22 protein-coding genes are annotated in these 22,832 nt (G+C 55.3%); 1 reads left to right on the top strand and 21 read right to left on the bottom strand.

Features of this window, described 5'->3' with window-relative positions:
• Window position 1 precedes the first annotated feature (1 nt).
• The 18 genes from GFC01_RS09185 to GFC01_RS09100 all read right to left on the bottom strand — a co-directional run bounded on the left by GFC01_RS09185 (window position 2) and on the right by GFC01_RS09100 (window position 18,634).
• A complete protein-coding gene (locus GFC01_RS09185) occupies window positions 2–1,879 on the bottom strand; it encodes a methyl-accepting chemotaxis protein (RefSeq protein WP_152946482.1) in 1,878 nt (625 codons plus the stop codon).
• A gap of 31 nt (window positions 1,880–1,910) precedes the next feature.
• Complete coding sequence (gene pstA, locus GFC01_RS09180) at window positions 1,911–2,795, bottom strand: phosphate ABC transporter permease PstA (protein ID WP_341473867.1); 885 nt, start codon at window positions 2,793–2,795, stop codon at window positions 1,911–1,913.
• Window positions 2,792–3,769, bottom strand: a complete 978-nt coding sequence (gene pstC / locus GFC01_RS09175; protein WP_152946480.1) for a phosphate ABC transporter permease subunit PstC — start codon at window positions 3,767–3,769, stop codon at window positions 2,792–2,794. The genes pstA and pstC overlap by 4 nt, the downstream gene beginning before the upstream one ends.
• An 85-nt stretch (window positions 3,770–3,854) precedes the next feature.
• Complete coding sequence (locus GFC01_RS09170; protein ID WP_152946522.1) at window positions 3,855–4,748, bottom strand: phosphate ABC transporter substrate-binding protein; 894 nt, start codon at window positions 4,746–4,748, stop codon at window positions 3,855–3,857.
• Between the two features lie 188 nt (window positions 4,749–4,936).
• A complete protein-coding gene (locus GFC01_RS09165; RefSeq protein ID WP_341473866.1) occupies window positions 4,937–5,641 on the bottom strand; it encodes a response regulator transcription factor in 705 nt (234 codons plus the stop codon).
• 199 nt (window positions 5,642–5,840) lie between these two features.
• The gene (locus GFC01_RS09160; protein ID WP_152946478.1) at window positions 5,841–7,232 is read right to left on the bottom strand and encodes an oxaloacetate decarboxylase subunit alpha; all 1,392 of its coding nucleotides are present in this window, start codon (window positions 7,230–7,232) and stop codon (window positions 5,841–5,843) included.
• Between the two features lie 26 nt (window positions 7,233–7,258).
• On the bottom strand, window positions 7,259–8,191 hold the full coding sequence (mdh, locus tag GFC01_RS09155) for a malate dehydrogenase (RefSeq protein ID WP_152946476.1): 933 nt from the start codon (window positions 8,189–8,191) through the stop codon (window positions 7,259–7,261).
• Between the two features lie 44 nt (window positions 8,192–8,235).
• Window positions 8,236–8,652 (bottom strand): biotin/lipoyl-containing protein, encoded by a 417-nt coding sequence (locus GFC01_RS09150; RefSeq protein ID WP_152946474.1) that lies wholly within the window; start codon window positions 8,650–8,652, stop codon window positions 8,236–8,238.
• Window positions 8,653–8,720: 68 nt separating this feature from the next.
• Entirely contained in the window at window positions 8,721–8,918 is a 198-nt protein-coding gene (locus GFC01_RS09145) for a hypothetical protein (protein ID WP_152946472.1), read from the bottom strand.
• Window positions 8,919–8,940: 22 nt separating this feature from the next.
• A complete protein-coding gene (locus tag GFC01_RS09140) occupies window positions 8,941–10,476 on the bottom strand; it encodes a carboxyl transferase domain-containing protein (RefSeq protein ID WP_152946470.1) in 1,536 nt (511 codons plus the stop codon).
• A 23-nt stretch (window positions 10,477–10,499) separates the two neighbouring features.
• Entirely contained in the window at window positions 10,500–10,901 is a 402-nt protein-coding gene (gene mce / locus GFC01_RS09135; protein ID WP_152946468.1) for a methylmalonyl-CoA epimerase, read from the bottom strand.
• Between the two features lie 13 nt (window positions 10,902–10,914).
• Window positions 10,915–11,319 (bottom strand): cobalamin B12-binding domain-containing protein, encoded by a 405-nt coding sequence (locus tag GFC01_RS09130; protein WP_152946466.1) that lies wholly within the window; start codon window positions 11,317–11,319, stop codon window positions 10,915–10,917.
• 18 nt (window positions 11,320–11,337) lie between these two features.
• Window positions 11,338–13,008 carry an acyl-CoA mutase large subunit family protein gene (locus GFC01_RS09125; protein ID WP_152946464.1) on the bottom strand — a complete coding sequence of 557 codons (1,671 nt, stop codon included), beginning with the start codon at window positions 13,006–13,008 and terminating at the stop codon, window positions 11,338–11,340.
• Between the two features lie 37 nt (window positions 13,009–13,045).
• Complete coding sequence (sucD, locus tag GFC01_RS09120; RefSeq protein WP_341473865.1) at window positions 13,046–13,921, bottom strand: succinate--CoA ligase subunit alpha; 876 nt, start codon at window positions 13,919–13,921, stop codon at window positions 13,046–13,048.
• A gap of 29 nt (window positions 13,922–13,950) precedes the next feature.
• Window positions 13,951–15,066: an ADP-forming succinate--CoA ligase subunit beta gene (sucC, locus tag GFC01_RS09115; protein WP_341473864.1), complete on the bottom strand. Its 1,116-nt coding sequence runs from the start codon at window positions 15,064–15,066 to the stop codon at window positions 13,951–13,953.
• A gap of 134 nt (window positions 15,067–15,200) precedes the next feature.
• On the bottom strand, window positions 15,201–15,755 hold the full coding sequence (locus GFC01_RS09110) for a Fe-S-containing hydro-lyase (RefSeq protein ID WP_152946514.1): 555 nt from the start codon (window positions 15,753–15,755) through the stop codon (window positions 15,201–15,203).
• Window positions 15,756–15,784: 29 nt separating this feature from the next.
• Window positions 15,785–16,633: a fumarate hydratase gene (locus GFC01_RS09105; protein ID WP_243137393.1), complete on the bottom strand. Its 849-nt coding sequence runs from the start codon at window positions 16,631–16,633 to the stop codon at window positions 15,785–15,787.
• Between the two features lie 297 nt (window positions 16,634–16,930).
• Window positions 16,931–18,634: a sigma 54-interacting transcriptional regulator gene (locus GFC01_RS09100; protein ID WP_152946462.1), complete on the bottom strand. Its 1,704-nt coding sequence runs from the start codon at window positions 18,632–18,634 to the stop codon at window positions 16,931–16,933.
• Between the two features lie 171 nt (window positions 18,635–18,805).
• Here GFC01_RS09100 and lexA point away from each other — a divergent pair, with 171 nt between their 5' ends.
• Window positions 18,806–19,414: a transcriptional repressor LexA gene (gene lexA, locus GFC01_RS09095; RefSeq protein WP_341473863.1), complete on the top strand. Its 609-nt coding sequence runs from the start codon at window positions 18,806–18,808 to the stop codon at window positions 19,412–19,414.
• Between the two features lie 234 nt (window positions 19,415–19,648).
• On the opposite strand, the gene GFC01_RS09090 is transcribed toward lexA, so the two are convergent.
• From GFC01_RS09090 to GFC01_RS09080, 3 genes are all read right to left on the bottom strand, one after another.
• Window positions 19,649–20,287: a DUF1847 domain-containing protein gene (locus GFC01_RS09090; protein WP_152946458.1), complete on the bottom strand. Its 639-nt coding sequence runs from the start codon at window positions 20,285–20,287 to the stop codon at window positions 19,649–19,651.
• Window positions 20,288–20,352: 65 nt separating this feature from the next.
• Window positions 20,353–20,997: a succinate dehydrogenase/fumarate reductase iron-sulfur subunit gene (locus tag GFC01_RS09085; protein ID WP_152946456.1), complete on the bottom strand. Its 645-nt coding sequence runs from the start codon at window positions 20,995–20,997 to the stop codon at window positions 20,353–20,355.
• 3 nt (window positions 20,998–21,000) lie between these two features.
• On the bottom strand, window positions 21,001–22,683 hold the full coding sequence (locus GFC01_RS09080; RefSeq protein ID WP_152946455.1) for an FAD-binding protein: 1,683 nt from the start codon (window positions 22,681–22,683) through the stop codon (window positions 21,001–21,003).
• Window positions 22,684–22,832 lie beyond the last annotated feature (149 nt).

The raw sequence follows: 22,832 nt of genomic DNA, 5'->3' as shown, positions 1-22,832 counted from the left end.
GTTATGCGGGTATTAACTCACTATTAATTTTCCTGGTATATCCGGAATCCTTGCCTGCGCTCCCGGACCGGTTCTCACCGGGGCCAGTTTTCCCTTTCTCCACCACAAAACGGGCCAGCTGGGCCTGCATTTGTTCGGCCATCCGGGCCAGGTTACCGGCCAGCATGGCCACCTCCCTGGCGGAAACATGCTTTTCGCCCTCTCCCTCTGCTTCCTCTGTTCCGGCAATGATGCGCACGGTGCGCACCACCTCTTTAACACCGGCATCCAGATCCCTTACGCCGCCGGCAAGCCGGCCCACCTGCTCCCCGGTGTGCACCACCGATTGGTGCATCCTGTTAAGAGAATCACTGGTATGTTCCACTGCTTCCGCTCCCTGCCGGGCCATTTCCGCACTGACCTGCACCTGTTCCAAAACCCGGGCGGCACTTTCCTGAATCAATTTAATAATACGGCCCACTTCTTCAATGGCCCGCCCCGTTTCTTCAGCCAGCCGGCGCACTTCTTCCGCCACCACGGCGAAGCCCCGCCCGTGCACCCCCCCGGCTCTGGCCGCTTCTATGGAAGCATTGAGGGACAACAGGTGTGTCTGGCGGGAAATATTATTTATAATATCGATTATCTTATCAATTTGCTGTATATGTTCTGTTAAATCCATCACCGCCACCGCACTTTCCCCGGCCAGGCGGCGGTTCCTGTTAATTTTTTCCACTACCAGGTTCAGCCCGTCCAGGCTCTCTTCCACCAGCCGCATCATTTCCTTGCTGGATCTATCGGCACTTTCCACCACACCGGCCATCTCTTTCATCGACGCAGCCATCTTTTCCACATGGGCCTCGGCGTTCCGGGCAAAGCGGACCTGGTTTTCACTCACCACTTGCATCCGCCGGCTGGATCGGTGCAGGTCCCCGGCCGTGTGGCTGAAGGCACTGATCAGGCGACCCAGGTCTGCCAGCATCAGGTTAAAACCCCTGCCCAGCAGGGATAATTCCCTGCCCACTTTCCTTTCCCTGGCCCGCAGGGTTAGGTTACCTTCCCCGGCCCGGGACATGATCCGGGTTATCTCATTTAATGGACCGGCAAATCTCCGGGCACCCAGGGCACAAATCAATGTGGTGGCCAGCAGGGCCACCAGGCCGCCAAGAACAATAAGATTTCTCAATTGTTTTAATGGCAATACGTACTGTTCTTCCGGAATGCCGATTATATAAACCCATTCCCGGCCGGGTATGTGCTGGAAAGCCACGCGCCACCTTTGTCCCTTTACGCTCACTGTCTCCAATCCCGAACGGCTGGTAAAGATCTTTTCTTTGAAATCCTGTGGCGGGATGAAACGGTAATCTTCTCCCCCGGCAAAAAGCACTTCATTTCCCTGCTTATCAATGATAATGGTGCTGGCCGATAACCCCTGCCGGTCAAAGGAGGCCGCTTCAGCAGCCAGCATGTAACTGGCCTTGCGGTCAATCAACCGGCTGTCCATGCCGGAGGTAAATACGTCAATTTTCTCCGAAACATTCGTGGCCGATGCAGAGAGGCGGTTGTCAGTATAATTGACAATCCACTGCTTTCCTCCCCAGTAAGCTGCCACACCCAGAGCACCCATTACCAGCACAATAATGACCGTCATTAAAAACAAAATTTGAAATTGAAAACTGATGCGATCTGTAAAGCACGCTCTTTGCCGGTCCGGCCTGGAGCGGCTTTCCACTCCCTTTTGGAAACGGTTCCCGAAACGGATAAAATGAAAAAAGACTTCTGGAAAATGCAACAGTGATCTAAACAGCCGTCCGGGAAAATGAACCACGCCATAAAAAGGGCCGGCCTGCTTTCCGGTATCCTTTCCCGGACCGGCCACAGGCTCTCCTTTCATCTCCCCCATTTGGTCAGCTCCCCTTTCCCCAATTAAAATCTCAGGTGGCGGTCATGCGCCGGTAAATACCGCGGCCCAACCAGCGGGCCAGGACGTTGAATAAAAGCACCACCAGAATAAGCACCGCCGCCGAACCGTCCGCCACCCTGCGCACATCGGGAATCAACGCTTCCGAATTGATTTTCCAGATATGAACGGCCAGGGTTTCCGCCGGCCGGAAGGGGTTTATGGGTGAGGTGGGACTCGTGGGATTAAGGTCGGAAAAAAATAATATAGGGCTGCTCATGCCGGCGGTATATAACAGGGCTGCTGCTTCGCCAAAAACCCGGCCGGCGGCGATAATGGCCCCGGTAACCAGACCGGGAAAGGCCGAAGGCAAAATTACCCGCCACATGGTTTCCCAGCGGGTAGCCCCCAGGGCCAGGCTGGCTTCCCGCAATTCCCCGGGCACGCTGCGGATGGATTCCTCCGAAACCCGTACCATCAAGGGCAGATTAATTACCGCCAGGGCCAGGGCTCCGGACATCAGACTGTAGCCCCACCCGGTCATATTTACAAAAAACAACAAACCAAACAGGCCAACCACAATGGAAGGCAGGGACGTTAAGGTCTCTATGGAAAGGCGAATGAATTCGGTAATACGTCCCCTGCCGGCATACTCGGCCAGATAAATCCCGGCCAGCAAGCCCAAGGGAGAGGTAATAACCATGGTCAGGAAGAGCAGGTAAAATGAGTTAAAAATTTGTGGCCCCACACCGCCTCCGGCAGCAATAGTCTCCGGAGGTGCAGTAAGGAAATGCCAGTCAATGGAACGGATTCCATGCAGCAGGATGTAACCCAGGAGCAGGGCCAAAATGGCCAGGACAGTAGCCGCCCCCATCCAGAACATGATGGTGGCCAGTCGATCAGCCAGGCGGGCATTCACCGGACCATCCCTCCCCTCACTACCACCCTGATCACCAGAATAAAGAAGAACGACATTAGCAATAATAGAAGGCCCATGGACCAGAGGGCGTTGTTCCACAATGAACCCATAATGGTATAGCCCATATCAATGGTAATGGCGCTGGTCAGGGTCATCACCGGGTCCAGAATGGAATGGGGAATGGTCCGGGTGTTCCCAATGACCATTTGTACCGCCAGCGCCTCCCCGAAGGCCCGGGCCAGGCCCAGGACAATGGCGGTAATCAAGCCGGAACGGGCCGCCGGCACCAGCACCAGGCGAATGGTCTGCCAGCGGGTGGAACCCAGGGCCAGGGCCGCCTCCTTCCACTGGGGGGGCAGGGCACGCAGGCTGTCGGTGGACACACTGATGATGGTGGGCAGAATCATGATGGACAGGACAATAAAGCCGGCCAGGACGGAAAACCCTCCCCCGCCTATATGGTTGCGGATAAATGGTACCAGCAAGCTTAAACCCACATATCCATAAACAACTGAAGGGATGCCGGCCAGGATCTCAATGGCCGGCTGCAGAGCCCGCTGTCCCCAGCCCGGCGCAATTTCAGCCATAAAAACGGCCACTATGATGCTCAAAGGTGCGCTTAAGGCCACTGCCAGCAGGGAGACCAGAATAGATCCCAGGATAAAGGGGAAGGAGCCGATCATGGGCCCTCCCTGTTCCACCGGCCGGTCGGGCCACCAATGGGAACTGAAAAGAAATTCGCTAACGCTGACTCCATTCACAGTAAAGGTGGCCAACCCCTTGGCTCCTATAAAGTATATAATGGCCAGGGTCAGGACCACCACCAGGGCGGCCGCCAGAAAAGCCACCAGGCGGCCGAAAACTTCCCCTATTTTTTTTCTCTTTTGCACACTTCTGGCGTTATATGCCCGGGAAAAGCTGTTCAGACCGGCACACCCATTGCCGCCTAAGGTCCGGGAAATACCCTTTTCCATGACTACCTCCCTCTTGAGACCTAACATAGCGGGGCGGTTGGTTCACAAAGCAACCGCCCCGCCAGTTTTCAGTATAAAAGCCACTTTACTTCTGGGTTATCTTACCCTGGGCGTCCCGCTCCACTTTCATTCTGGTGATCGGAATATAACCCAGCTTTTCCACCAGCGTTCCCTGTACATCATTGCTGACCATGTAATCCAGGAAGGCCTTCTTCAGACCGGTGGGTTCACCCTTGGTATACATATGCTCATAAGCCCATACCGGATATTTGCCGGTGACAATGTTTTCCACAGTGGGCTCCACACCATCCAGTTTTACGGCTTTGATACTGTTATCAATATAGGACAGGGCCAGGTAAGAAATGGCACCCGGGGTTTCCGCGACCATTTTCTTCACCGTACCGGAAGATTCCTGTTCCATACCTGAAGCTGTTTCTTCTACTCCGTCCAGGGCAAAGGCTTTGAAAGTAGCGCGGGTACCGGACCCTTTGGGCCGGTGAATGACGGTAATCTTCTGATCAGGACCGCCAACTTCTTTCCAGTTGGTTACTTTGCCGGTAAAGATGTCCTGCAACTGCTTTTTGGTCAGGTTATCAACCTTCACACCCGGGTTGACCACCGCCGCCATACCCACTACACAAACCTTGTGGTCTTTCAGTTGCGAAGCATCAATACCGCTCTTTTCCTCGGCAAAAATATCAGAGTTACCGATGTCCGCCGCCCCCGAAGCCACCTGGGTCAGGCCGGTGCCGCTGCCACCGCCCTGTACCGTAACCTGGGCTTTGGGGTTTTTGGCCATGAATTGTTTGGCCGCCTCCTCTACCAGAGGCTGCAGTGCCGTGGAACCAACTGCCGTCAGGTTGCCGGAAATCTCTGCACCCGCTTGTCCACCGGGCTGTTGCCCCTGCTGCTGACTCTGACCACCGCCGCAGCCGGCCAGGGCCACGGCCAGCACCAGCACGGCTGCCAGCGCCAGCATCCACTTCGTCCTTTTACCCAACGTTACATCCCCCTCTTTTTAAAAATAAAACCCATAATCTATTTAAAGCAACCCCGCGGTTTAAGGGATTGCACCATTTTTACCAAAGACATTGTAGGAAAGGATTGTTAAAATGACATTACTCCCATGTTATCACCCGGTTAAATTTATGTTAAAGCATGGTTAATTCATGGCTTTTCTTTAAAACGGTAGCCCACACCCCGCACCGTTTCGATATAACGCGGGTTCCCGGGATCGGGCTCTATTTTTTGTCTCAAATACCGGATGTGCACGTCCACCGTTCTGGTTTCCCGCACCGAATCAAGGCCCCAGATCCTTTCCAGAAGGGCGTCCCGGGAAAAAACCCGTCCCGGGTGGGAAGCCAGCAAAAGGAGGATTTCAAATTCCTTAGGTGAAAGGGATATCTTTTCTCCATTGATCACAGCCTCGTATTTTTCCGGACGGATAACCAGCTGATCATGGCGGATTTCCCTGATCGATTCCCCGGAACCGGTTTTGTTTTGCTTTTGGCGGCGTAAATTGGCCTTTACCCGGGCCGCCAGTTCCCGGGGACTGAAGGGTTTGGTGATATAGTCATCGGCACCCAGTTCCAGCCCCAGCACCCGGTCCACCACGTCACCCCGGGCGCTCAATATGAGCACGGGAATATTGTTTGTCCGGACATCGGAGCGCAACGACTGGCATACCTCAAAACCGTCCTTCCCTGGCAACATGATATCCAGGATGATCAGATCCGGATTCACCTCAAAAGCCAGCCTCAAAGCCGCCTGCCCGTCTTCAGCCGCAAACACGCGGTAACCTTCCCCTTCCAGGGTATAACGGATCAATTCCACAATACTGGCTTCATCATCCACCACCAGAATATCCGGCACATCCTGCACCGCCTTCCGGGACGGTATAATATCTTTTAGAAAAACTATAAAGTTAAAATGTTAAAATGGTGTTACTGGTAATTTAATTTTAAGTTAAACACTGCACACAGAAAAAATGCCAGCTTTATGCTGGCACTTTTAGCTATTTAATCACTCCTATCCTTTGAATCAGGTCTATAGTTTCAAGCCCGACCTTTTTTTATGCCGGGTAAAATTCACTGCTCTGGGCGGCCAGTTCCAGGTCCACCTTCAGTTTTTTGGCCAGGCGTTCCTTCAAAAACTGAGGGGCCACCTGGGGGAAGAGGGCCACGGAAATGACATCCTCTTCCTTTTGCATGTAGGGGGCCGCTTCCTTGCGGGCTTCGGGCAATCCCGGTTCCAGAAGGTCCGCCGGACGGCAGGTGATGGGCTCCTCGTCCCCGATGATCATCCGGCGCACTTCCTCGTCCACCGGTGCCGGCGGTTGCCCGTAAAACCCCCGCATGTACTGTTTCACTTCGTTGGTGGCCAGCTTGTAGCGCCCCATCAACACATTCAGGACCGCCTGGGTACCCACAATCTGACTGGAAGGCGTTACCAGGGGCGGGTAGCCGAATTCCTTGCGCACCCGGGGCAACTCCTCCAGCACTTCGGGCAGGCGGTGCAGGGCGTTCTGCTGGCTGAGCTGGGAAATGAAGTTGGACATCATGCCGCCGGGAATCTGATAGATCATCACATTGGCATCCACGCTCTTGGAAGCCACGTCAAACTCTTTGTAATGCTTGCGCACTTCCTTGAAGTGTTCGGCAATTTCCGTAAGCAGCTTCAAATCCAGCCCCGTATCATAGGGTGTTCCCTGCAGTGCTGCCACCATGGTTTCCACGGCCGGCTGGGAGGTTTGCAGGGCCATGGTGGAAATGGCGCAGTCGATAACATCCACCCCGGCGTCAATGGCCCGCAGGTAGGCCATGGCCGCCATACCGCTGGTGTAGTGACAGTGCAGCTGCACCGGAATCTTCAGCACGGATTTCCACTCTTTGATAATTTCATAAGCCGGCTGGGGGGCCAGAATGCCGGCCATGTCCTTCAGGCAGATGGAGTCGGCACCCATCTCCTCCAATGTTTTAGCCGTTTTTACATAATACTCCACATTGTGTACCGGGCTGATGGTATAAACCACCGTGGCCTGGGCGTGGGCCCCTTCCTGTTTGACCACCTCAATGGCCTTCTGCATGTTCCGCACGTCGTTTAAGGCGTCAAAAATGCGAAAGATGTCCAGCCCGTTATAAACGGTTTTTTTGATGAATTCGGTAAGCACATCATCGGGGTAGTGCTTGTATCCCACCACGTTTTGCCCCCGCAGGAGCATCTGCAGGGGGGTTTTCAAATGGCGGCGCAGGATGCGCAACCGTTCCCAGGGATCCTCGTTTAAAAAGCGCATGCAGGAATCGAAGGTGGCCCCGCCCCATACCTCCAGGGAATGGAAACCAACCTGGTCGATCTTTTCACAGATGGGCAACATGTGCTCTATGCGCATGCGGGTGGCCAGCAGGGACTGATGACCGTCCCGCATGGTGGTATCGGTGATCTTCACCCTCCGCTTCTCGTCCATAACTATCCTCCCCCGTAGCCCGTTCATTACTGCTGTTCCAGGACTTTCATCAGGTTGCGCACTGCGTTGGCGGACTTGTCCAGGGCCGCCTTTTCTTCGGCTGTCAACTCGATTTCCAGCACCTTCTCCACACCATTGCCGCCGATAATGGCCGGAACGCCCATGTAAATACCCTGGTAACCGTATTCGCCGTTGAGATAGGCCGCCACCGGCAGAATCCGTTTCTTATCTCTCAATACGGCCTCCACCATTTGCACCACCGAAGCCCCGGGAGCATAATAGGCGCTGCCGGTCTTCAGGTAATTGACTATTTCAGCGCCGCCCTTGCGGGTGCGTTCCACCATGGCTGCAATTCTTTCCGCCGGTATCAGTTTTTCAATGGGAATACCACCGGCGTAGGTATACCTGACCAGGGGAACCATGTCGTCCCCATGGCCGCCCATGACAAAGGTGGTCACATCCTCGAAGGAAATACCCAGTTCCAGGGCCACAAAGGTGCGGAAGCGGGCGGAATCCAGCACCCCGGACATGCCGAAAACCCGGTTGGCCGGGAAGCCGCTGGCCTTCAGCGCCACATAGGCCATCACATCTAAGGGATTGGTAACCACAATGATAAAAGCATTGGGTGAATATTTAATCACCTGTTCCGTTACCGATTTGACTATTTTAGAGTTGGTAGCCAGCAGGTCGTCCCGGCTCATACCCGGCTTGCGAGCAATGCCGGCGGTGATGACCACCACATCGGAATCCCTGGTATCCTCATAACTGTTGGTACCGGTAATAATGGTGTCAAAACCCTCCACCGGTGCCGCTTCCATCAGGTCCAGGGCTTTGCCCTGGGGAATCCCTTCCACCACGTCAATGAGCACGATGTCGCCCAGTTCCTTGGCTGCCGCCCAGTGGGCGCAGGTGGCGCCCACATTACCTGCGCCGACAATGGTGATCTTGTTCCGTTTCAAAATAACATCCCTCCTCAAATAGTCGCCGGTCGTTAGATTGGGGATCAGCCAATTACCACCAGTACGTCCCCATTATTCACCGTCTGGCCGGCCTTTACCCGCACTTCTTCAACCGTCCCGGCCACCGGGGCGGTAATTTCGTTTTCCATCTTCATGGCTTCCAGCACCACCAGGGGATCTCCGGCCTTCACCTGATCCCCCGGCTTTACTTTCACCGCATTGATGTTGCCCGGCATGGGAGCCGTAACCGCCCCGGCGCCGGCCGGTGCCGCCGGGGGCGGCGGAGCCGGTGCCGTTTTGACGGGCTCCGGAGCCGCCGGGGCCGCCTGTACCGCAGGCGGAGGGGAAGCGGCCGGGCGGCTGGAAACCAGCTTCACACTGGGTGCCGGCGGGACAGCCTGCATTTCTTCCACCTGCACTTCAAAGGGTTCCCCGTTGACCAGAACTTTAAATTTTTTCATACTTCCTTCCCTCCTGAAATGGTCGTTGTCGCCAGCTGGCAACCCGGAACGGACTCACGTTTTCCCCATTAAAAGCTGCTTATCTCCCGTCCGTTCATCAATTCCCTGATACCGGCCAATTTCCAGGCATTAATTTGTTTAGAAGGACGGATACCGGTAATCCTGCTGCCTTCCGTCAGATAACCCGCCGCCGCCAGGGCGGCGGTGATGGCCGCCACCACCTGCGGGTTGACCTCCGGGCCGGCCACCCTTTTGTTAACCGCCATTTCCCCATCCCTCCCTGTGTAATTAAACAGGCATGTTACCATGTTTCTTGCGGGGACGGCTTTCCCGCTTGCTGTCCAGGGATTCCAGGGTGGTGATGATCCGCGCCCGGGTATCCCGGGGATCAATCACATCCTCGATAAAGCCCCTGGCGCTGGCCACGTAGGGGTTGGCAAACTTATCCCGGTATTCGGCCGTCAGTTTGGCCCGCATTTCCATGGGGTTCTCCGCTTCGGCAATTTCCTTGCGGTGAATAATGTTGACCGCCCCTTCGGGCCCCATCACGGCTATTTCCGCCGTGGGCCAGGCAAATACCGCATCGGCCCGCAGGGAACTGCTGCACATGGCCAGATAGGCCCCCCCGTAAGCCTTGCGCAGGATAATGGTCACCTTGGGCACGGTGGCTTCGGAGTAGGCGTAAAGCATCTTGGCCCCGTGGCGGATAATGCCGCCGTACTCCTGGGCCGTACCGGGCAGGAAGCCGGGTACATCCATGAAGGTAACCAGGGGTAAATTAAAGGCATCGCAGAAACGGACAAACCGGCTGATCTTGTCGGAGGCGTTGATATCCAGACAACCGGCCAGGTAGTCCGGCTGATTGGCCACGATGCCCACCGCCTGGCCGTTCATGCGGGCGAAACCGACCACGGCGTTGCGGGCGTACAGGGGTTGGACCTCAAAGAGTTCACCGCCGTCCACCACCAGCCGGATTATCTTGCGTACATCGTAGGACATATTGGGATTGTCGGGAATGATCTGCAGCAATTCCTCCGGATCGCCGGGTGGTTCCACGGCAGCGTATTGGGGCGCCTCATCCAGATTGTTGGACGGCAGGTAGCTTAACAGCTGCCGGACCATTTGCATACAGGTTTCCTCATCAGAGGCCATGAAGTGGGCCACTCCGCTGGTCTGGTTGTGGGTGGCCGCCCCGCCCAGCACCTCCATGGTCACATCTTCGCCGGTAACGGCCTTGATTACCTGGGGGCCGGTGATGAACATCTGACCGACGCCCTGCACCATAAAAATAAAGTCGGTCAGGGCCGGGGAGTATACGGCGCCGCCGGCGCAGGGTCCCATGATCACTGAAATCTGGGGTATCACCCCGGAAGCGATGGTGTTGCGGAAAAAGATTTCCCCGTAACCATTGAGGGCATCCACCCCCTCCTGGATCCTGGCCCCGCCGGAGTCATTCAGACCAACCACGGGAGCGCCGGTTTTCATGGCCAGATCCAGGACATGGCAGATCTTGGCCGCATGGATGCGTCCTAAGGAACCGCCGGCCACCGTGAAATCCTGGGCGAAGACATAGACCTTGCGGCCCTCCACCTTCCCGTAGCCGGTAACCACACCCTCACCGGGATGTTCCAGATTGGCCATATCCGGGTCCCCGGCAAAGGTGTTAATTTCCACAAAGGTGCCCGGGTCAAAGAGCAGGGCGATGCGTTCCCGGGCCGTTTTCTTGCCCGACTGGTGCTGCTTCTCAATCCGCCTGGGACCGCCGCCGGCATGGATTTTATCCCGCCACTGCTTTAATTGTTCCAGCTTTTCCTGCATACCCAAAAACGTTCCCTCCCCGAGATCAATTAGTCGCGCTCACACAGTTCCACCAGGGTGCCAAAGGTGGACCTGGGATGAAGAAAGGCAATCCTGGCTCCGCCGGCCCCCCGCCGGGGTTTTTCATCAATTAAACGTACACCCCTGGCCTTTAATTCGGCCAGCTTTTCCTCCAGGTTATCCACCCGGAAGGCAATGTGCTGGATGCCTTCCCCGTTCTTTTCAATGAAACGGGCAATGGGACCATCGGGAGTGGTGGACTCCAGCAGCTCCACCTCACTATCGCCGGTAGGCAAAAAGGCCACCTTAACCTTTTGCTCTTCCACCACTTCCGTATCCGTCACCTTCAATCCCAGCAGGCCTTCGTAAAACTCGATGGCCTTCTGGAGATCCTTAACCGCGATACCCACATGATCGATCTTTTTGATCATGCCCTTCCCTCCCTCAGGATCTTTTGGCCACTTCTTCCCGGATAAAACTCACTATTTCCCTGGTGGGGGTTCCCGGTCCAAAAATCTCAGCAATGCCGGCCTTTTTCAATTCCGGGATATCCTCATCGGGAATAATCCCGCCACCCAGCACCAGAATGTCATCGGCTCCCCGGGCACGCAAACCCTCCACCACGGCCGGAAAGAGGTGCAGGTGGGCACCGGACAGAATGCTCAGGCCAATCACCTGTACGTCTTCCTGCAGGGCCGCTTCCACAATCTGCTCCGGCGTCTGCCGCAGGCCGGTATAAATAACCTCCATGCCGGCATCCCGCAAAGCCTGGGCAATGACCTTGGCCCCCCGGTCATGACCGTCCAGACCGGGTTTGGCCACCAGGACACGAATGGGCCGTTCGCTCATCTCTCTTCCCTCCCGGCTCTAGAAAACAATTTGCTGACGGTATTCCCCGAACACTTCCCGCAGGGAGTCACAAATCTCTCCCAGGGTGGCGTAGGCTTTCACGGCATCAATGATCAAAGGCATCAGGTTTTCACTGGTGGAAGCCGCATCCCGCAGGGCATCCAGAACCTGTTTCACCTTCTGGTTGTCACGGCTGGCCCTCAAATCCCGCAACCGGGCCGTCTGGTGTTCGGCCACAGCCGGGTCCACTTTCAACAAACCTTTTGGTTTTTCCTCCTCCATCTGGAACTTATTAACCCCGATGACCACTTTCTGGCCGCTCTCAATATCCATCTGGTAGCGGTAGGCGCTGTTTTGAATTTCCCGCTGCATAAATTCGATAGCTTCCGGGGCACCACCCATTTCGTCGATCTTGTTAATATAAGCGGCCGCCTTTTCTTCAATCTCACCGGTCAGGCTTTCAATAAAGTACGAACCCCCCAGGGGATCCACCGTATCGGTGACCCCGATCTCATAACCAATGACCTGCTGGGTACGCAGGGCAATGAGCACGGACTGGTCGCTGGGCAGGGCCAGGGCCTCATCGTAGGAATTGGTGTGCAGGGACTGGGTGCCGCCCAGTACGGCACTCAAAGCCTCATAGGCCGTACGCATGATGTTGACCATGGGTTGCTGGGCCGTCAGGCTGCAACCTGCCGTCTGGGTATGGAAGCGGAGCATCCAGGAACGGGGGTTCTGTGCTCCGAAGCGCTCTTTCATAATCCGCGCCCACAAACGCCTGGCCGCCCGGAATTTGGCTATTTCTTCAAAGAAGTTCAAATGGGCGTTAAAGAAGAAGGACAGGCGGGGGGCAAAATCATCCACATTTAATCCGGCATTAATGGCTGCCTGCACATAGGCAATGCCGTCGGCCAGGGTAAAGGCCACTTCCTGCACGGCGGTGGAACCGGCCTCCCGGATGTGATAGCCGCTGATGCTGATGGTATTCCAGTTGGGAATGTTCTTTGAGCAATAGGCAAAAATGTCGGTAATTAAACGCATGGAGGGTCCCGGCGGGAAAATATATGTTCCACGGGCAATGTACTCTTTCAGAATGTCGTTTTGAATGGTGCCGTTGAGTTTATCCGGAGTCACCCCCTGCTTTTCAGCCACGGCAATATACATGGCCAGCAGGATGGCGGCGGGGGCGTTAATGGTCATGGAAGTGCTGACCCGGTCCAGGGGAATGCCCTCAAACAGAGTCTCCATATCCAGCAGGGAATCAATGGCCACACCCACCTTACCCACTTCGCCCCGGGCCAGGGGATGATCCGAATCATAGCCAATCTGGGTGGGCAGGTCGAAGGCTACGCTTAAGCCCGTTTGCCCCTGCTCCAGGAGGTAGCGGAAACGCTTGTTGGTTTCCTCGGCCGTACCAAAACCGGCATACTGGCGCATGGTCCACAACCGGCCCCGGTACATATTGGGCTGTACCCCGCGGGTGAAAGGATAGGAACCGGGAAAACCCAGGTCCCGTTCATAATCCACCTGCTCCAGATCCACGGGCGTATAAAGCGTCTTGATTTCAATTTCCGAATCGGTGGCAAACTGGGGCCGTCTTTCAGGGCGCTTTTTCACCTGGGCCGCCAGCTTTTCTTCATAGGCCCGGCCGGCTCCGCGGATTTTTTCCAGCTTATCCCGGTCAAACATTCGTATCTCTTCCCTCCTTCTTGAACATTAAAAGCCGCTAACCGACTATACCCAGAGCTTCCTTGAGCAAACCGGGTACTTCAAAGGGCAGGGAGGCCACCCGGGCTCCGGCGGCCGTCAGGGCTTTTACCTTACCCTCAAAGGTGCCCTTGCCCCTTTCAATGATGGCCCCGGCATGACCCATGCGCTTGCCCGGAGGGGCGCTTTTACCGGCAATGTAGGCTACCACGGGCTTGGTCATGGTTTTAATATACTCGGCAGCTGTTTCTTCCGCATCGCCGCCAATTTCACCCACCAGGACCACGGCCTTTGTCTCCGGGTCGGCTTCAAACAGGGGCAGAACGTCCGTAAAGGTTAAACCGGGCACCCGGTCCCCCCCCAGGCCCACCACCGTGGACTGCCCCATGCCGTGGGCGGTGAGGTTGCCGGCAATTTCATAGGTCAGGGTGCCGCTGCGGGCCACCACACCAATTTCCCCAGGCTTGAAGAACTGGTTGGGTGGAATGCCTATCTTGCACTTGCCGGAGGAAACAATGCCGAAGGTGTTGGGTCCGATGATCCGGACATCCTTTTTCCGGGCATAATTCTGAATATCCATTTCATCGTGAACCGGAATGCCTTCGGTGACAATCACCACCAGCTTGATCCCGGCCTCTATGGCTTCATAGGCGGCATCCTTGCAGAAGGGGGCCGGGATAAAAATGACCGAGGCATCCACCCGGGTGGCCTGGCAGGCGGCCCGTACCGTGTCAAACACCGGTACTCCCTCCACCGCCTGGCCACCCTTCCCCGGGGAGGTTCCCCCTACAATTTTGGTACCATACAGAAGCATTTGTCTGGTATGAAATTTGCCCTGGTTACCGGTGATACCCTGTACAAGCACCCGTGTGTCTTCATTCACAAGTATGGCCACTCATAAACAGCTCCTTTCCCTACTACCGGTTATTTGTCCGCCCTGGCCAGTTCCACGGCCTTTTCCGCGGCCTCGTTCATAAAGGTATAGGCGCTGATCCCTTCTTCTTCCAGAATGCGCCGCCCGGCCTCTTCATTGGTACCCACCAGACGAATAACCACCGGAACGGGTATGTCCATGCTCTTCTTTACTTTCACAAAAGCGCCCGCCACATCGTCACAACGGGTAATGCCGCCAAATATGTTGATGAAGATTACCCTGGGGTTGGTTTCCAGCAGAAGCTCCAGTGCTTTGGCGGTTTCCTCCAACCCGGTGCCGCCGCCGCAGTCCAGGAAGTTGGCCGGGGAACCACCGTAATAGGCGATGGTATCCAGGGTGCCCATGGACATGCCGGCCCCGTTGGCCATGATGGCGATATCCCCATTGAGCTCGACGAAGGAAACACCGATCTCCTTGGCCTTTCTTTCCAGTACGGTCTTATCCTCCACAAAAGGTACATCCTTTTGCCTGTACAGGGCATAGTCGTCAATGGTTATCTTGGAGTCGGCCGCAATCAGGCGATCGCCGCTGATGACCAGCGGATTGATCTCCACCAGTTCGGCGTCCTTTTCCCGGAAGAGCCGGTACATGGCCGGCAGCAAACGGTAGAAATCTTTGGCCAGGCTATCTTTTAAACCGAGACGGCGGGCCACTTCCCTGGCCAAAAAGGGCATGATCCCGATATCCAGGTCAATATGTTCCTTGATGATTTTCTCTTCCGGCACTTCTTCAATATCCATGCCGCCCTCGGCCGAGGCAATCATTACCGGACGCTTGGCGGAACCGTCAATGGTGATGGATATATACAGTTCTTTATCGATCTTTATCTTTTCTTCCACCAGGAGGATGTCCACCCTGTACCCCCGCAGATCCATGCCCAAAAGGGCCGCGGCGGCCTCCCTGGCCTCCTCCGGCGTATCGGCGAACTTGATGCCGCCCCCCTTGCCCCGCTTTCCGGCCAGCACCTGGGACTTGATCACCACGGGGGCGTTAATCTCCGCGGCTGCGGCAAATGCCTCATCGGGGGAAGTGACCATCTTTCCCCGGGGTACATTGATGCCATAACGGGTAAAAAGATCCTTGCCCATATATTCGTATAGCTTCACTTTTTTTTCCTCCCCGTACCGTCATCACCAGGAATGGTTAACCCGGCAGTCGCTGGTCGTTGAATGCAGGTGGAAATTCACTCAACGACCATACCAAGCACCATAGGCAGCTTCAATAAAATTTGGCCGCCCTGTTAACGGGTGGCATAAATTTTTACGCCTTCTTCATAAAGATCTCCACCCAGAATATCGTTGACCACAATGACCGGAAAATTCTCCACCACCAGCTCGTGGATGGCCTCCGGCCCCAGTTCGGGATAGGCTACCACCCGGCAGGACTTGATGGAGCGGGCAATCAGGGCGGCTGCCCCGCCCACGGCACCAAAATATACGGCCCGGTACTGTTTCATGGCTTTAATCACTTCCGGGGAACGTTTCCCCTTGCCGATCATCCCTTTCAGCCCCAGGGCAATAAGCCTGGGAGCATAGGCATCCATGCGGCCGCTGGTGGTGGGCCCGGCCGAACCGATAACCCGCCCCGGTTTGGCCGGAGATGGGCCGACATAATAAATAACCTGTCCTTTTAAAGGAATGGGCAGCTCTTCCCCCCGGTCAAGCAGCTCCACCAGTTTTTTGTGGGCCGCATCCCGCCCGGTATAAATCACACCGTTTAACAACACCCGCTGGCCGATGCGCAGGTTTTCCACCACTTCATCGGTAAGCGGGGTGGTCAGTTTAATTTGCGACATCATTATTTCGCCTCCTGCCAGGGATATGATCACAATATGGCTTCCTTGTGCCGGCTGGCATGGCAGTTGATATTCACCGCCACCGGCAGGCTGGCAATGTGACAGGGATAGATTTCTATATGCACCGCCAGGGCCGTAGTACGCCCACCCAGGCCCTGGGGCCCGATACCCAGACCATTAATATCCTCCAGCAATTCCCTTTCCAGCCCGGCAATATCCGGCAGGGGACTGGGTTGTCCCAATGGACGTAAAAGGGCCTCCTTGGCCAGCAGGGCGGCCTTTTCAAAGGTGCCGCCGATGCCCACGCCCACCACAATGGGCGGGCAGGGGTTGGGCCCCGCGTTTTTCACCTGCTCGATGACAAATTTTTTAATCCCTTCCACCCCTTCCGCCGGCTTAAGCATCCGGATGCCACTCATGTTTTCACTGCCGCCGCCTTTGGGGGCCACGGTAATTTTTATCCGGTCCCCGGGTACAATACGGGTGTGAATGACCGCCGGCGTATTGTCACCGGTATTCTGGCGAATCAGGGGATGGTTGACAATGGACTTGCGCAGATAACCTTCGGTATATCCCTGGCGTACACCCTGGTTTACGGCCTCATAAAGATCTCCTCCGGTAACACACACCTCCTGTCCCACTTCCAGAAAAACAACCGCAAAACCCGTATCCTGGCACATGGGCACCGACTCTTCCCGGGCGATGCGGGCGTTCTCCAGCAGTTGCTGCAAGATGTCCTTCCCCGTCAGGGAGTTTTCCCTGGTAAGGGCTTCTTCAAAAGCCCGGATCACTTCTTCGCCCAGTTCGTAGTTGGCCCTCATGCAGAGATCGGCAACCGTGGCGGTAATGGTAGCTGCTTCTATGGTTCTCAAAGGCATTATCCCTCCCTGCATTCTAAAATGAAAATACATACCGGCACCCATACTTAATTCGTGTTCGCAAGTTTTATGCCATCCGCCAAAATACTGATCACCGGCTCAGAAATAACTATTGTTTACTGATATTTCGGGATATTTCTAATTTATATAAAAGGTGATGATTAACCCGCTATTTCTAATCATTAGAAAGAAAAATATAAAAAACACCCTTTTCTTCAAGGGAAATATGGCAAACAGTCGTCTTTCTAAAAACCATAATGTGTCTAATAATTGTAATCTTGTTAACTGTTTTAATCTTCAATTATAATCTTCAATGCGGCTTTTTTTTAGTTTATTATACAGTGTGGCCAGGGAAATGTTCAAGGCCTGGGCCGCGCGCCTTTTCCCTTCCACACTGGTACCAAACTTGGCCATGGCTTTTTTAATAAGCAACTGTTCCATCTGGTCGATGGGAATAAGGTCGATATCCCGCTCCAGGGGGGTCTTGAACTGGCTCACATGCTGTATAAAATGTTTCTTGGTAAGAATTTCCTCATCCACGGTCACCATTACCCGCTCAATAACATTCTCCAGCTCCCGTACATTGCCGGGCCAATCATAACCGTACAGGACTTCCTCCGCATCCCGGGACAATCCCTGCACTTTTTTACCCAGCTTCCGGTTCAACTTATTAATTAGATTATTAACCAGCAAAGGCAAATCATCTTTACGTACCCTTAAAGGGGGGATAACAATCTCCACCACATTCAAACGGTAATAGAGATCCTCCCGAAACTTGCCCTGACGGATCAATTCCCGCAGGTTACGGTTGGTGGCCGCAATCACCCGCACATCCACCTTGATGGTCTGGGTGCCCCCCACCCGTTCGAATTCCATTTCCTGTAATACCCGGAGCAACTTGCCCTGCAGGCTGAGATTCATATCACCGATCTCATCCAGGAAAATGGTGCCCCCGTGGGCCAGTTCAAATTTGCCGATTTTTGACTTCACCGCCCCGGTAAAGGCTCCCTTGGCATAACCGAAAAACTCGCTCTCCAGCAAACTTTCCGGAATAGCCGCGCAGTTCACCTTGATAAAAGGTCTGTCCCGCCGCGGACCGGCGTGGTGAATGGCATGGGCAAACAGTTCCTTGCCCGTACCGCTCTCGCCCAGCAATAAAACCGTGGAATTGCTGCGGGCGGCCCGCTCGGCCAGCTGGATGCAACGACGAAGCTCCCCACTGTTACCCAGAATATCGGCAAAACTATACTTGCTGGTGGTTACCTGACCGAATTTGTCCGACAGGTTCTCAATAATGGTGGTACTCTGATGCAACTGGTCCATCAGCTTCATGATGTCCGTAAACTGCTGGAAGACCACCACCGCCCCTTCCATTTTGCCATCCACCAGAATGGGCGCGGCGTTGGAAATGACTTCGGCGTTGCTCCCCCCCACAGTGGTGCGATGACCCATGACGCTACGGCCCGTGCGCAGGGCAATGGCCAGGGCGCCGTCCGGCGAAGTTTTAAAAATATTCTCCCCGATGCGTTCCTTTTCGCTGATACCGGTAATGCGGGTAAAAGCCGCATTGACATATTTGATTATCCCGCGGGAATCGGCCACCTCTATGGCCTCCATGACCGAATCAAGTATGGCCGCCAGTTCCCCCTGGATCCGCCGGGCCTCCTGCAGCTTTTCTTTCTCTTTAAGCACCGCCAGCATCAGATCCAGAGCCCGGGCTTCCATTACAGCCGTTTCCCTGGGTTTCAAACGATGGATCTGCATGTGAATTTCCGGATCCCCCGTGGCTTCCACCAGAACGTCCACTCCCGGGATACGCACCAGCCGGGTAAAATCGTCAGTGGTAAAAATGCCGTCGGCCGAAGCAGCCACCATTCCCGGCGACTCCGGATTGGCGTCGGCCATACCAAGGATATCCACTTCGTCCACGGCCTTTAACATGCGGTATATGGAGTGGCCCTCCTCATTCCCCCCGATAATGGCCACCTTTAATCTGGCCATACCTCCCTCACCCTCTATCCCGTTCTTAATCTGGATTTTATCGAAAAATTACTTCGACGGGTGCAGAAGTAATTCCTTCTAAAAAATAAAATAAATTTTTACGAACAACTGTTTTGCCAAAACCCTTTTAGTGTTATAATTAAAACTAAAACAAGAAAGGATTGGTGCGGTGTGAAAATCACACTTACGCCCAGGGAAGAAACCATTCTGGCAGTGATCCGGGAAAATGTCCGGCTCAAAGGCTACCCCCCTTCGGTACGGGAAATTGGCGAGGTGGTGGGCTTAAAATCCAGCTCAACAGTACATAGTTATCTCAAGCGACTGGAAAAGAAAGGGCTTTTACGCCGGGACCCCACCAAGCCCCGGGCACTGGAATTGCTGGAGCGCACCACCAATATGCAGCCGTCCATGCGCATGGTACCTCTCCTGGGGCGGGTGGCGGCCGGTGAACCCATCCTGGCCGTGGAAAACCGGGAAGAACTCATTCCCCTGCCGGTCAGCTTTACCGGTGAGGGAGAATTTTTTATGCTCAAGGTACGGGGCGACAGCATGATTGAGGCCGGCATCCTGGACGGGGACATGGTGGTGGTGCGACGTCAGCCCGCGGCAGACAACGGTGATATTGTGGTGGCCCTGCTGGAGGACGAAGCCACGGTAAAAAGGTTTTTCCGGGAAAACGATCACGTCCGCCTGCAGCCGGAAAACAGAACCATGTCCCCCATCCGGGTCAAGAATCCGGTTATTCTGGGTAAAGTGGTTGGTTTGCTGCGCAAGTTTTAATGCATAAAGATTAAGTAAATTGATGAAGTTAAATATCCGGATTGTTTGCCGTTTGCCCAAATTAACCTCTAAAAAAAAGAAGTCAGGCCGGACGCCTGTTTAATAAACGTTTTATTTCCAAAGGAAATAGCAAAAGTAGGAGGAAAATGGTAGCTGCTTTTAAAGGCATCCCTGGTAATGGATGGTCATAAAGTGTATTTTCCAAATGATCAACCATGACCGGGGATTCAATTATTAATCTGCCTTTTTGTAAGCAGCCAGCACCGGTCCATAATAATGGGCGGCATAAACCGCGCCCAGGGGGTTGTGGGCCAGTACCCGGTCTTTCACCGCCAGAACGGTGACCGGAGCCTCGGCATACTTGATCAACAAGCTGTCATGTCCCACACAAAGGCCCAGCAAAATATTAAATTCTGTTCCGGCCCTGTTTAATATTTTAGCCTGGGCGATGGGGTTGCACATGGGTTCAAATTGACCGGGACGGACTTTCTGTTCTTCCCGAACACCCAGGAGTTCTTTGGGCATGGAGCCTGTTTTGCACATCACCGATTCCACCGTAAACCCCGCCTGCTTTAAAATCCTGACCACCTCGGCGGCCTCTTTGCGTAACCCCACGCAAAAGGCCAGGCCCAGTTTTTGAAAGCCCGCCCTGCGGCTGAATTGTATGATTTCCTCCAACCTGGTCCATTTCCGGTAACCGGCAGATTCGGTTAAAGCCGAGTTCAGGGCTATGTTCAGCACGTCCGGTTTCCGGTATTCCTCCTTTGCTTCCTGGTACACCTCGTTCAGAAGATTCATGGGGCAGTGCCCGGGAACCTTTTCCCTCTGTCCCGTGCGACAGGCATAAACACCACATTCAGCACATTTACTCATACTCTCACTATCCTTTCTTAATGGGCAGAGGAATGACTGGTAGCCATTCCCCCGCCCTTTGTTTTTTAAATTATATCCGGTAAAGTGATCCCTTTGGGGCATTTTTCCGGCAGATTTTTAATAAATAAGCGCAAGATTTCCGGCGGCACCTTCATCAACTGCAGCCGGGCCGCACCCAGGGCATCCCTGGGGTCCAGGGCCAGCCGCAAACCCTTTACCAGTGCGGCCGGTTTCGATGCCGCCGGCTCATCCATGGCCGCCTGGCAAACGCCGCACAGGATGCAGGTGGCCGGGCTTTCCAGTTTCCGGGCCGTCTCCGGCGCCATGCGTCCATCGTGATCGTCCCGGGTGACCACCCAGGGAACCACCGCTTTCAGGGACTCGAAGAAGGGCTCCAGATCCACCACCAGGTCCTTCAACTGTCTGAAATGGGGCAGGGGCTCCAACGTGATACGACCGTCCTTATCCACGGCGTTGCCAATCAGAGTCTGGCAGGCCAGGGCCGGGCGCCCGTTGATGCACAGGGCACAGGAACCACAGATGGCGCTGCGGCAGGAGCGGCGGAAGGACAGGCTGGAATCCTGCTGCCAGGCCTGCAGCAGGGCGTCCAGGACCGTTTGATGCCCTTCCATAGCCACAGTAAACTCCTGGAAATAGGGCTGTGCGTCTGTCCCGGGATTAAACCGGCATATGTTCAATATTATATTCATTAATTAATACCCCCTCTCCTGCGGCGCATAACGGGTAATCTTCACCGGACCGGCACTGAATTCCGGACCCTTTTCCCCGCAGCGGGCAAAGGTGTGGCAGAGCCAGTTTTCATCGTCCCGCCGGGGATAATCCAGACGGTAATGGGCACCCCGGCTCTCGGTGCGGCGCAGCGCCCCCCGGGCAATTATCTCGCACAGATCTAAAAGGTATCCCACCTCGAGATAATCCATCAGGGCATAGTTGTAGGGCTGCCTCCCGCCTGGAGGCTTGAGCCTCCCATAACGTTCTTTCAGCCTTTCCAACCCTTTAACCGCATCTTCCAGTTCGTGTCCCACCCGGAATACCCCCACCTGACCGGTCATAATACCGGTCATCTCCCGGCGAATGGCAAAGGTAGTATCCTCCGTCACACCCTGTTCCCCGCCGTCAAGTATGGCCACCAGGGATTGTCTGGCCCGGTTTACGGTAGTCTGTGACAATGCCGGCCAGGCTTCCTGTCGCGCCAGTTCCGCAGCTTTCAGCCCGGCCCGCCGGCCGAAGACCACCGTTTCCAGCAGGGAATTGCCCCCCAGCCGGTTGGCCCCGTGCACGCTGACATTGGCCACTTCACCGGCGGCCAGAAGACCGGGCAAACTGGTCATGCCCCATGTATCGGTACGTACCCCGCCCATGCTGTAATGCTGGGCAGGCTCGATGGGCATGGGGGCCTTTGCCGGATCAACCCCGGCATAGCGCATGGAAAGGTCCCGCACCTGGGGCAGCCGCTCCGCCACCAGCCCTTCCCCCAGATGGGTCAAATCCAGATGCACATACTGGTCGTTTATACCCCGCCCTTCTTTAATTTCCTTAAAAATGGCCCGGGAAACCACATCCCGGGGAGCCAGTTCCATCTTCTGGGGTGCATACTGAGCCATAAAACGATCTCCGTTAATATTGCGCAGGTACCCGCCCTCTCCCCGGGCCGCTTCGGAAATGAGGATGTTGGTGCCGTAAAGGGTGGTGGGATGGAACTGGACGAACTCCATATCCGAAAGGACCGCCCCGGCCCGGTAGGCAATGGCCATACCGTCCCCGGTATTGGCGTGGGCGTTGGTGGTCTTGGCGAAGGCCCGTCCGTACCCGCCCGTGGCCAGGATGACCACTTTGCAGCGGATTACTTCCAGCCTGGCCCGGGGCAGGTCGTATACCAGCGCCCCGGCCACCTGGCCACCCTCCACCAGCAAGGCCACCAGGTGCCACTCGGGATAAATTTTCAGGCCTCTTTTCAGAACCTGCTCGTAAAGGGTGTGCAGCACCACATGGCCGGAAAAGTCCGCGGCAAAACAGGCCCGGGGAAAACCGGCGCCGCCCAGGGAGCGCTGGGCCACCCGGCCGTCGGCTGTGCGCGTCCAGGGTACCCCCATCCGTTCCAGTTCCAGAATCACTTCCGGTCCTTCGGAACACAGTACTTCGATGGCATCCTGATCCCCCAGGTAATCGCTCCCCTTGACCGTATCAAAAATATGGGCTTCCACACTGTCATCCTCCCCCAGGGCGGCGTTAAATCCCCCCTGGGCCGCCCCGCTGTGGGAGCGGGTGGGATATATCTTGCTTAATATGGCCACATCGGCCTTTGGCGCAGCAGTCAGGGCGGCCATCAGGCCGGCCAGCCCCCCGCCCACCACCAGCACTTCGTGGATAAGCATATTTAAACCCCCTCCTTGATACAAAGCGCTACAAATAAGAAACCACCGTGGAACGATAAGATTTTAAAGGAAAATGAAGCAGTACTTCATAATGGTAGAGCCTTTAAGCACCGACCCGTTCAGTAAAGGGTAAATACTGGAGTATTACC

This window comes from Desulfofundulus thermobenzoicus (assembly GCF_009428905.1).
Taxonomy (GTDB): domain Bacteria; phylum Bacillota; class Desulfotomaculia; order Desulfotomaculales; family Desulfovirgulaceae; genus Desulfofundulus_A; species Desulfofundulus_A thermobenzoicus.
Note: the sequence above shows the minus strand (reverse complement) of the source record. Positions and strands in the feature narration are given on the sequence as shown.

What these genes read in the sequence shown, in the direction of transcription:
- mce (WP_152946468.1), bottom strand. Translation starts at nt 10,901, where the DNA reads ATGATCAAAAAGATCGATCATGTGGGTATCGCGGTTAAGGATCTCCAG.
- GFC01_RS09100 (WP_152946462.1), bottom strand. Translation starts at nt 18,634, where the DNA reads ATGGCCAGATTAAAGGTGGCCATTATCGGGGGGAATGAGGAGGGCCAC.
- GFC01_RS09130 (WP_152946466.1), bottom strand. Translation starts at nt 11,319, where the DNA reads ATGAGCGAACGGCCCATTCGTGTCCTGGTGGCCAAACCCGGTCTGGAC.
- GFC01_RS09090 (WP_152946458.1), bottom strand. Translation starts at nt 20,287, where the DNA reads ATGAGTAAATGTGCTGAATGTGGTGTTTATGCCTGTCGCACGGGACAG.
- GFC01_RS09185 (WP_152946482.1), bottom strand. Translation starts at nt 1,879, where the DNA reads ATGGGGGAGATGAAAGGAGAGCCTGTGGCCGGTCCGGGAAAGGATACC.
- GFC01_RS09085 (WP_152946456.1), bottom strand. Translation starts at nt 20,997, where the DNA reads ATGAATATAATATTGAACATATGCCGGTTTAATCCCGGGACAGACGCA.
- GFC01_RS09170 (WP_152946522.1), bottom strand. Translation starts at nt 4,748, where the DNA reads ATGCTGGCGCTGGCAGCCGTGCTGGTGCTGGCCGTGGCCCTGGCCGGC.
- GFC01_RS09125 (WP_152946464.1), bottom strand. Translation starts at nt 13,008, where the DNA reads ATGTTTGACCGGGATAAGCTGGAAAAAATCCGCGGAGCCGGCCGGGCC.
- GFC01_RS09080 (WP_152946455.1), bottom strand. Translation starts at nt 22,683, where the DNA reads ATGCTTATCCACGAAGTGCTGGTGGTGGGCGGGGGGCTGGCCGGCCTG.
- GFC01_RS09110 (WP_152946514.1), bottom strand. Translation starts at nt 15,755, where the DNA reads ATGTCGCAAATTAAACTGACCACCCCGCTTACCGATGAAGTGGTGGAA.
- GFC01_RS09105 (WP_243137393.1), bottom strand. Translation starts at nt 16,633, where the DNA reads ATGCCTTTGAGAACCATAGAAGCAGCTACCATTACCGCCACGGTTGCC.
- GFC01_RS09160 (WP_152946478.1), bottom strand. Translation starts at nt 7,232, where the DNA reads ATGGACGAGAAGCGGAGGGTGAAGATCACCGATACCACCATGCGGGAC.
- pstC (WP_152946480.1), bottom strand. Translation starts at nt 3,769, where the DNA reads ATGGAAAAGGGTATTTCCCGGACCTTAGGCGGCAATGGGTGTGCCGGT.
- GFC01_RS09150 (WP_152946474.1), bottom strand. Translation starts at nt 8,652, where the DNA reads ATGAAAAAATTTAAAGTTCTGGTCAACGGGGAACCCTTTGAAGTGCAG.
- GFC01_RS09145 (WP_152946472.1), bottom strand. Translation starts at nt 8,918, where the DNA reads ATGGCGGTTAACAAAAGGGTGGCCGGCCCGGAGGTCAACCCGCAGGTG.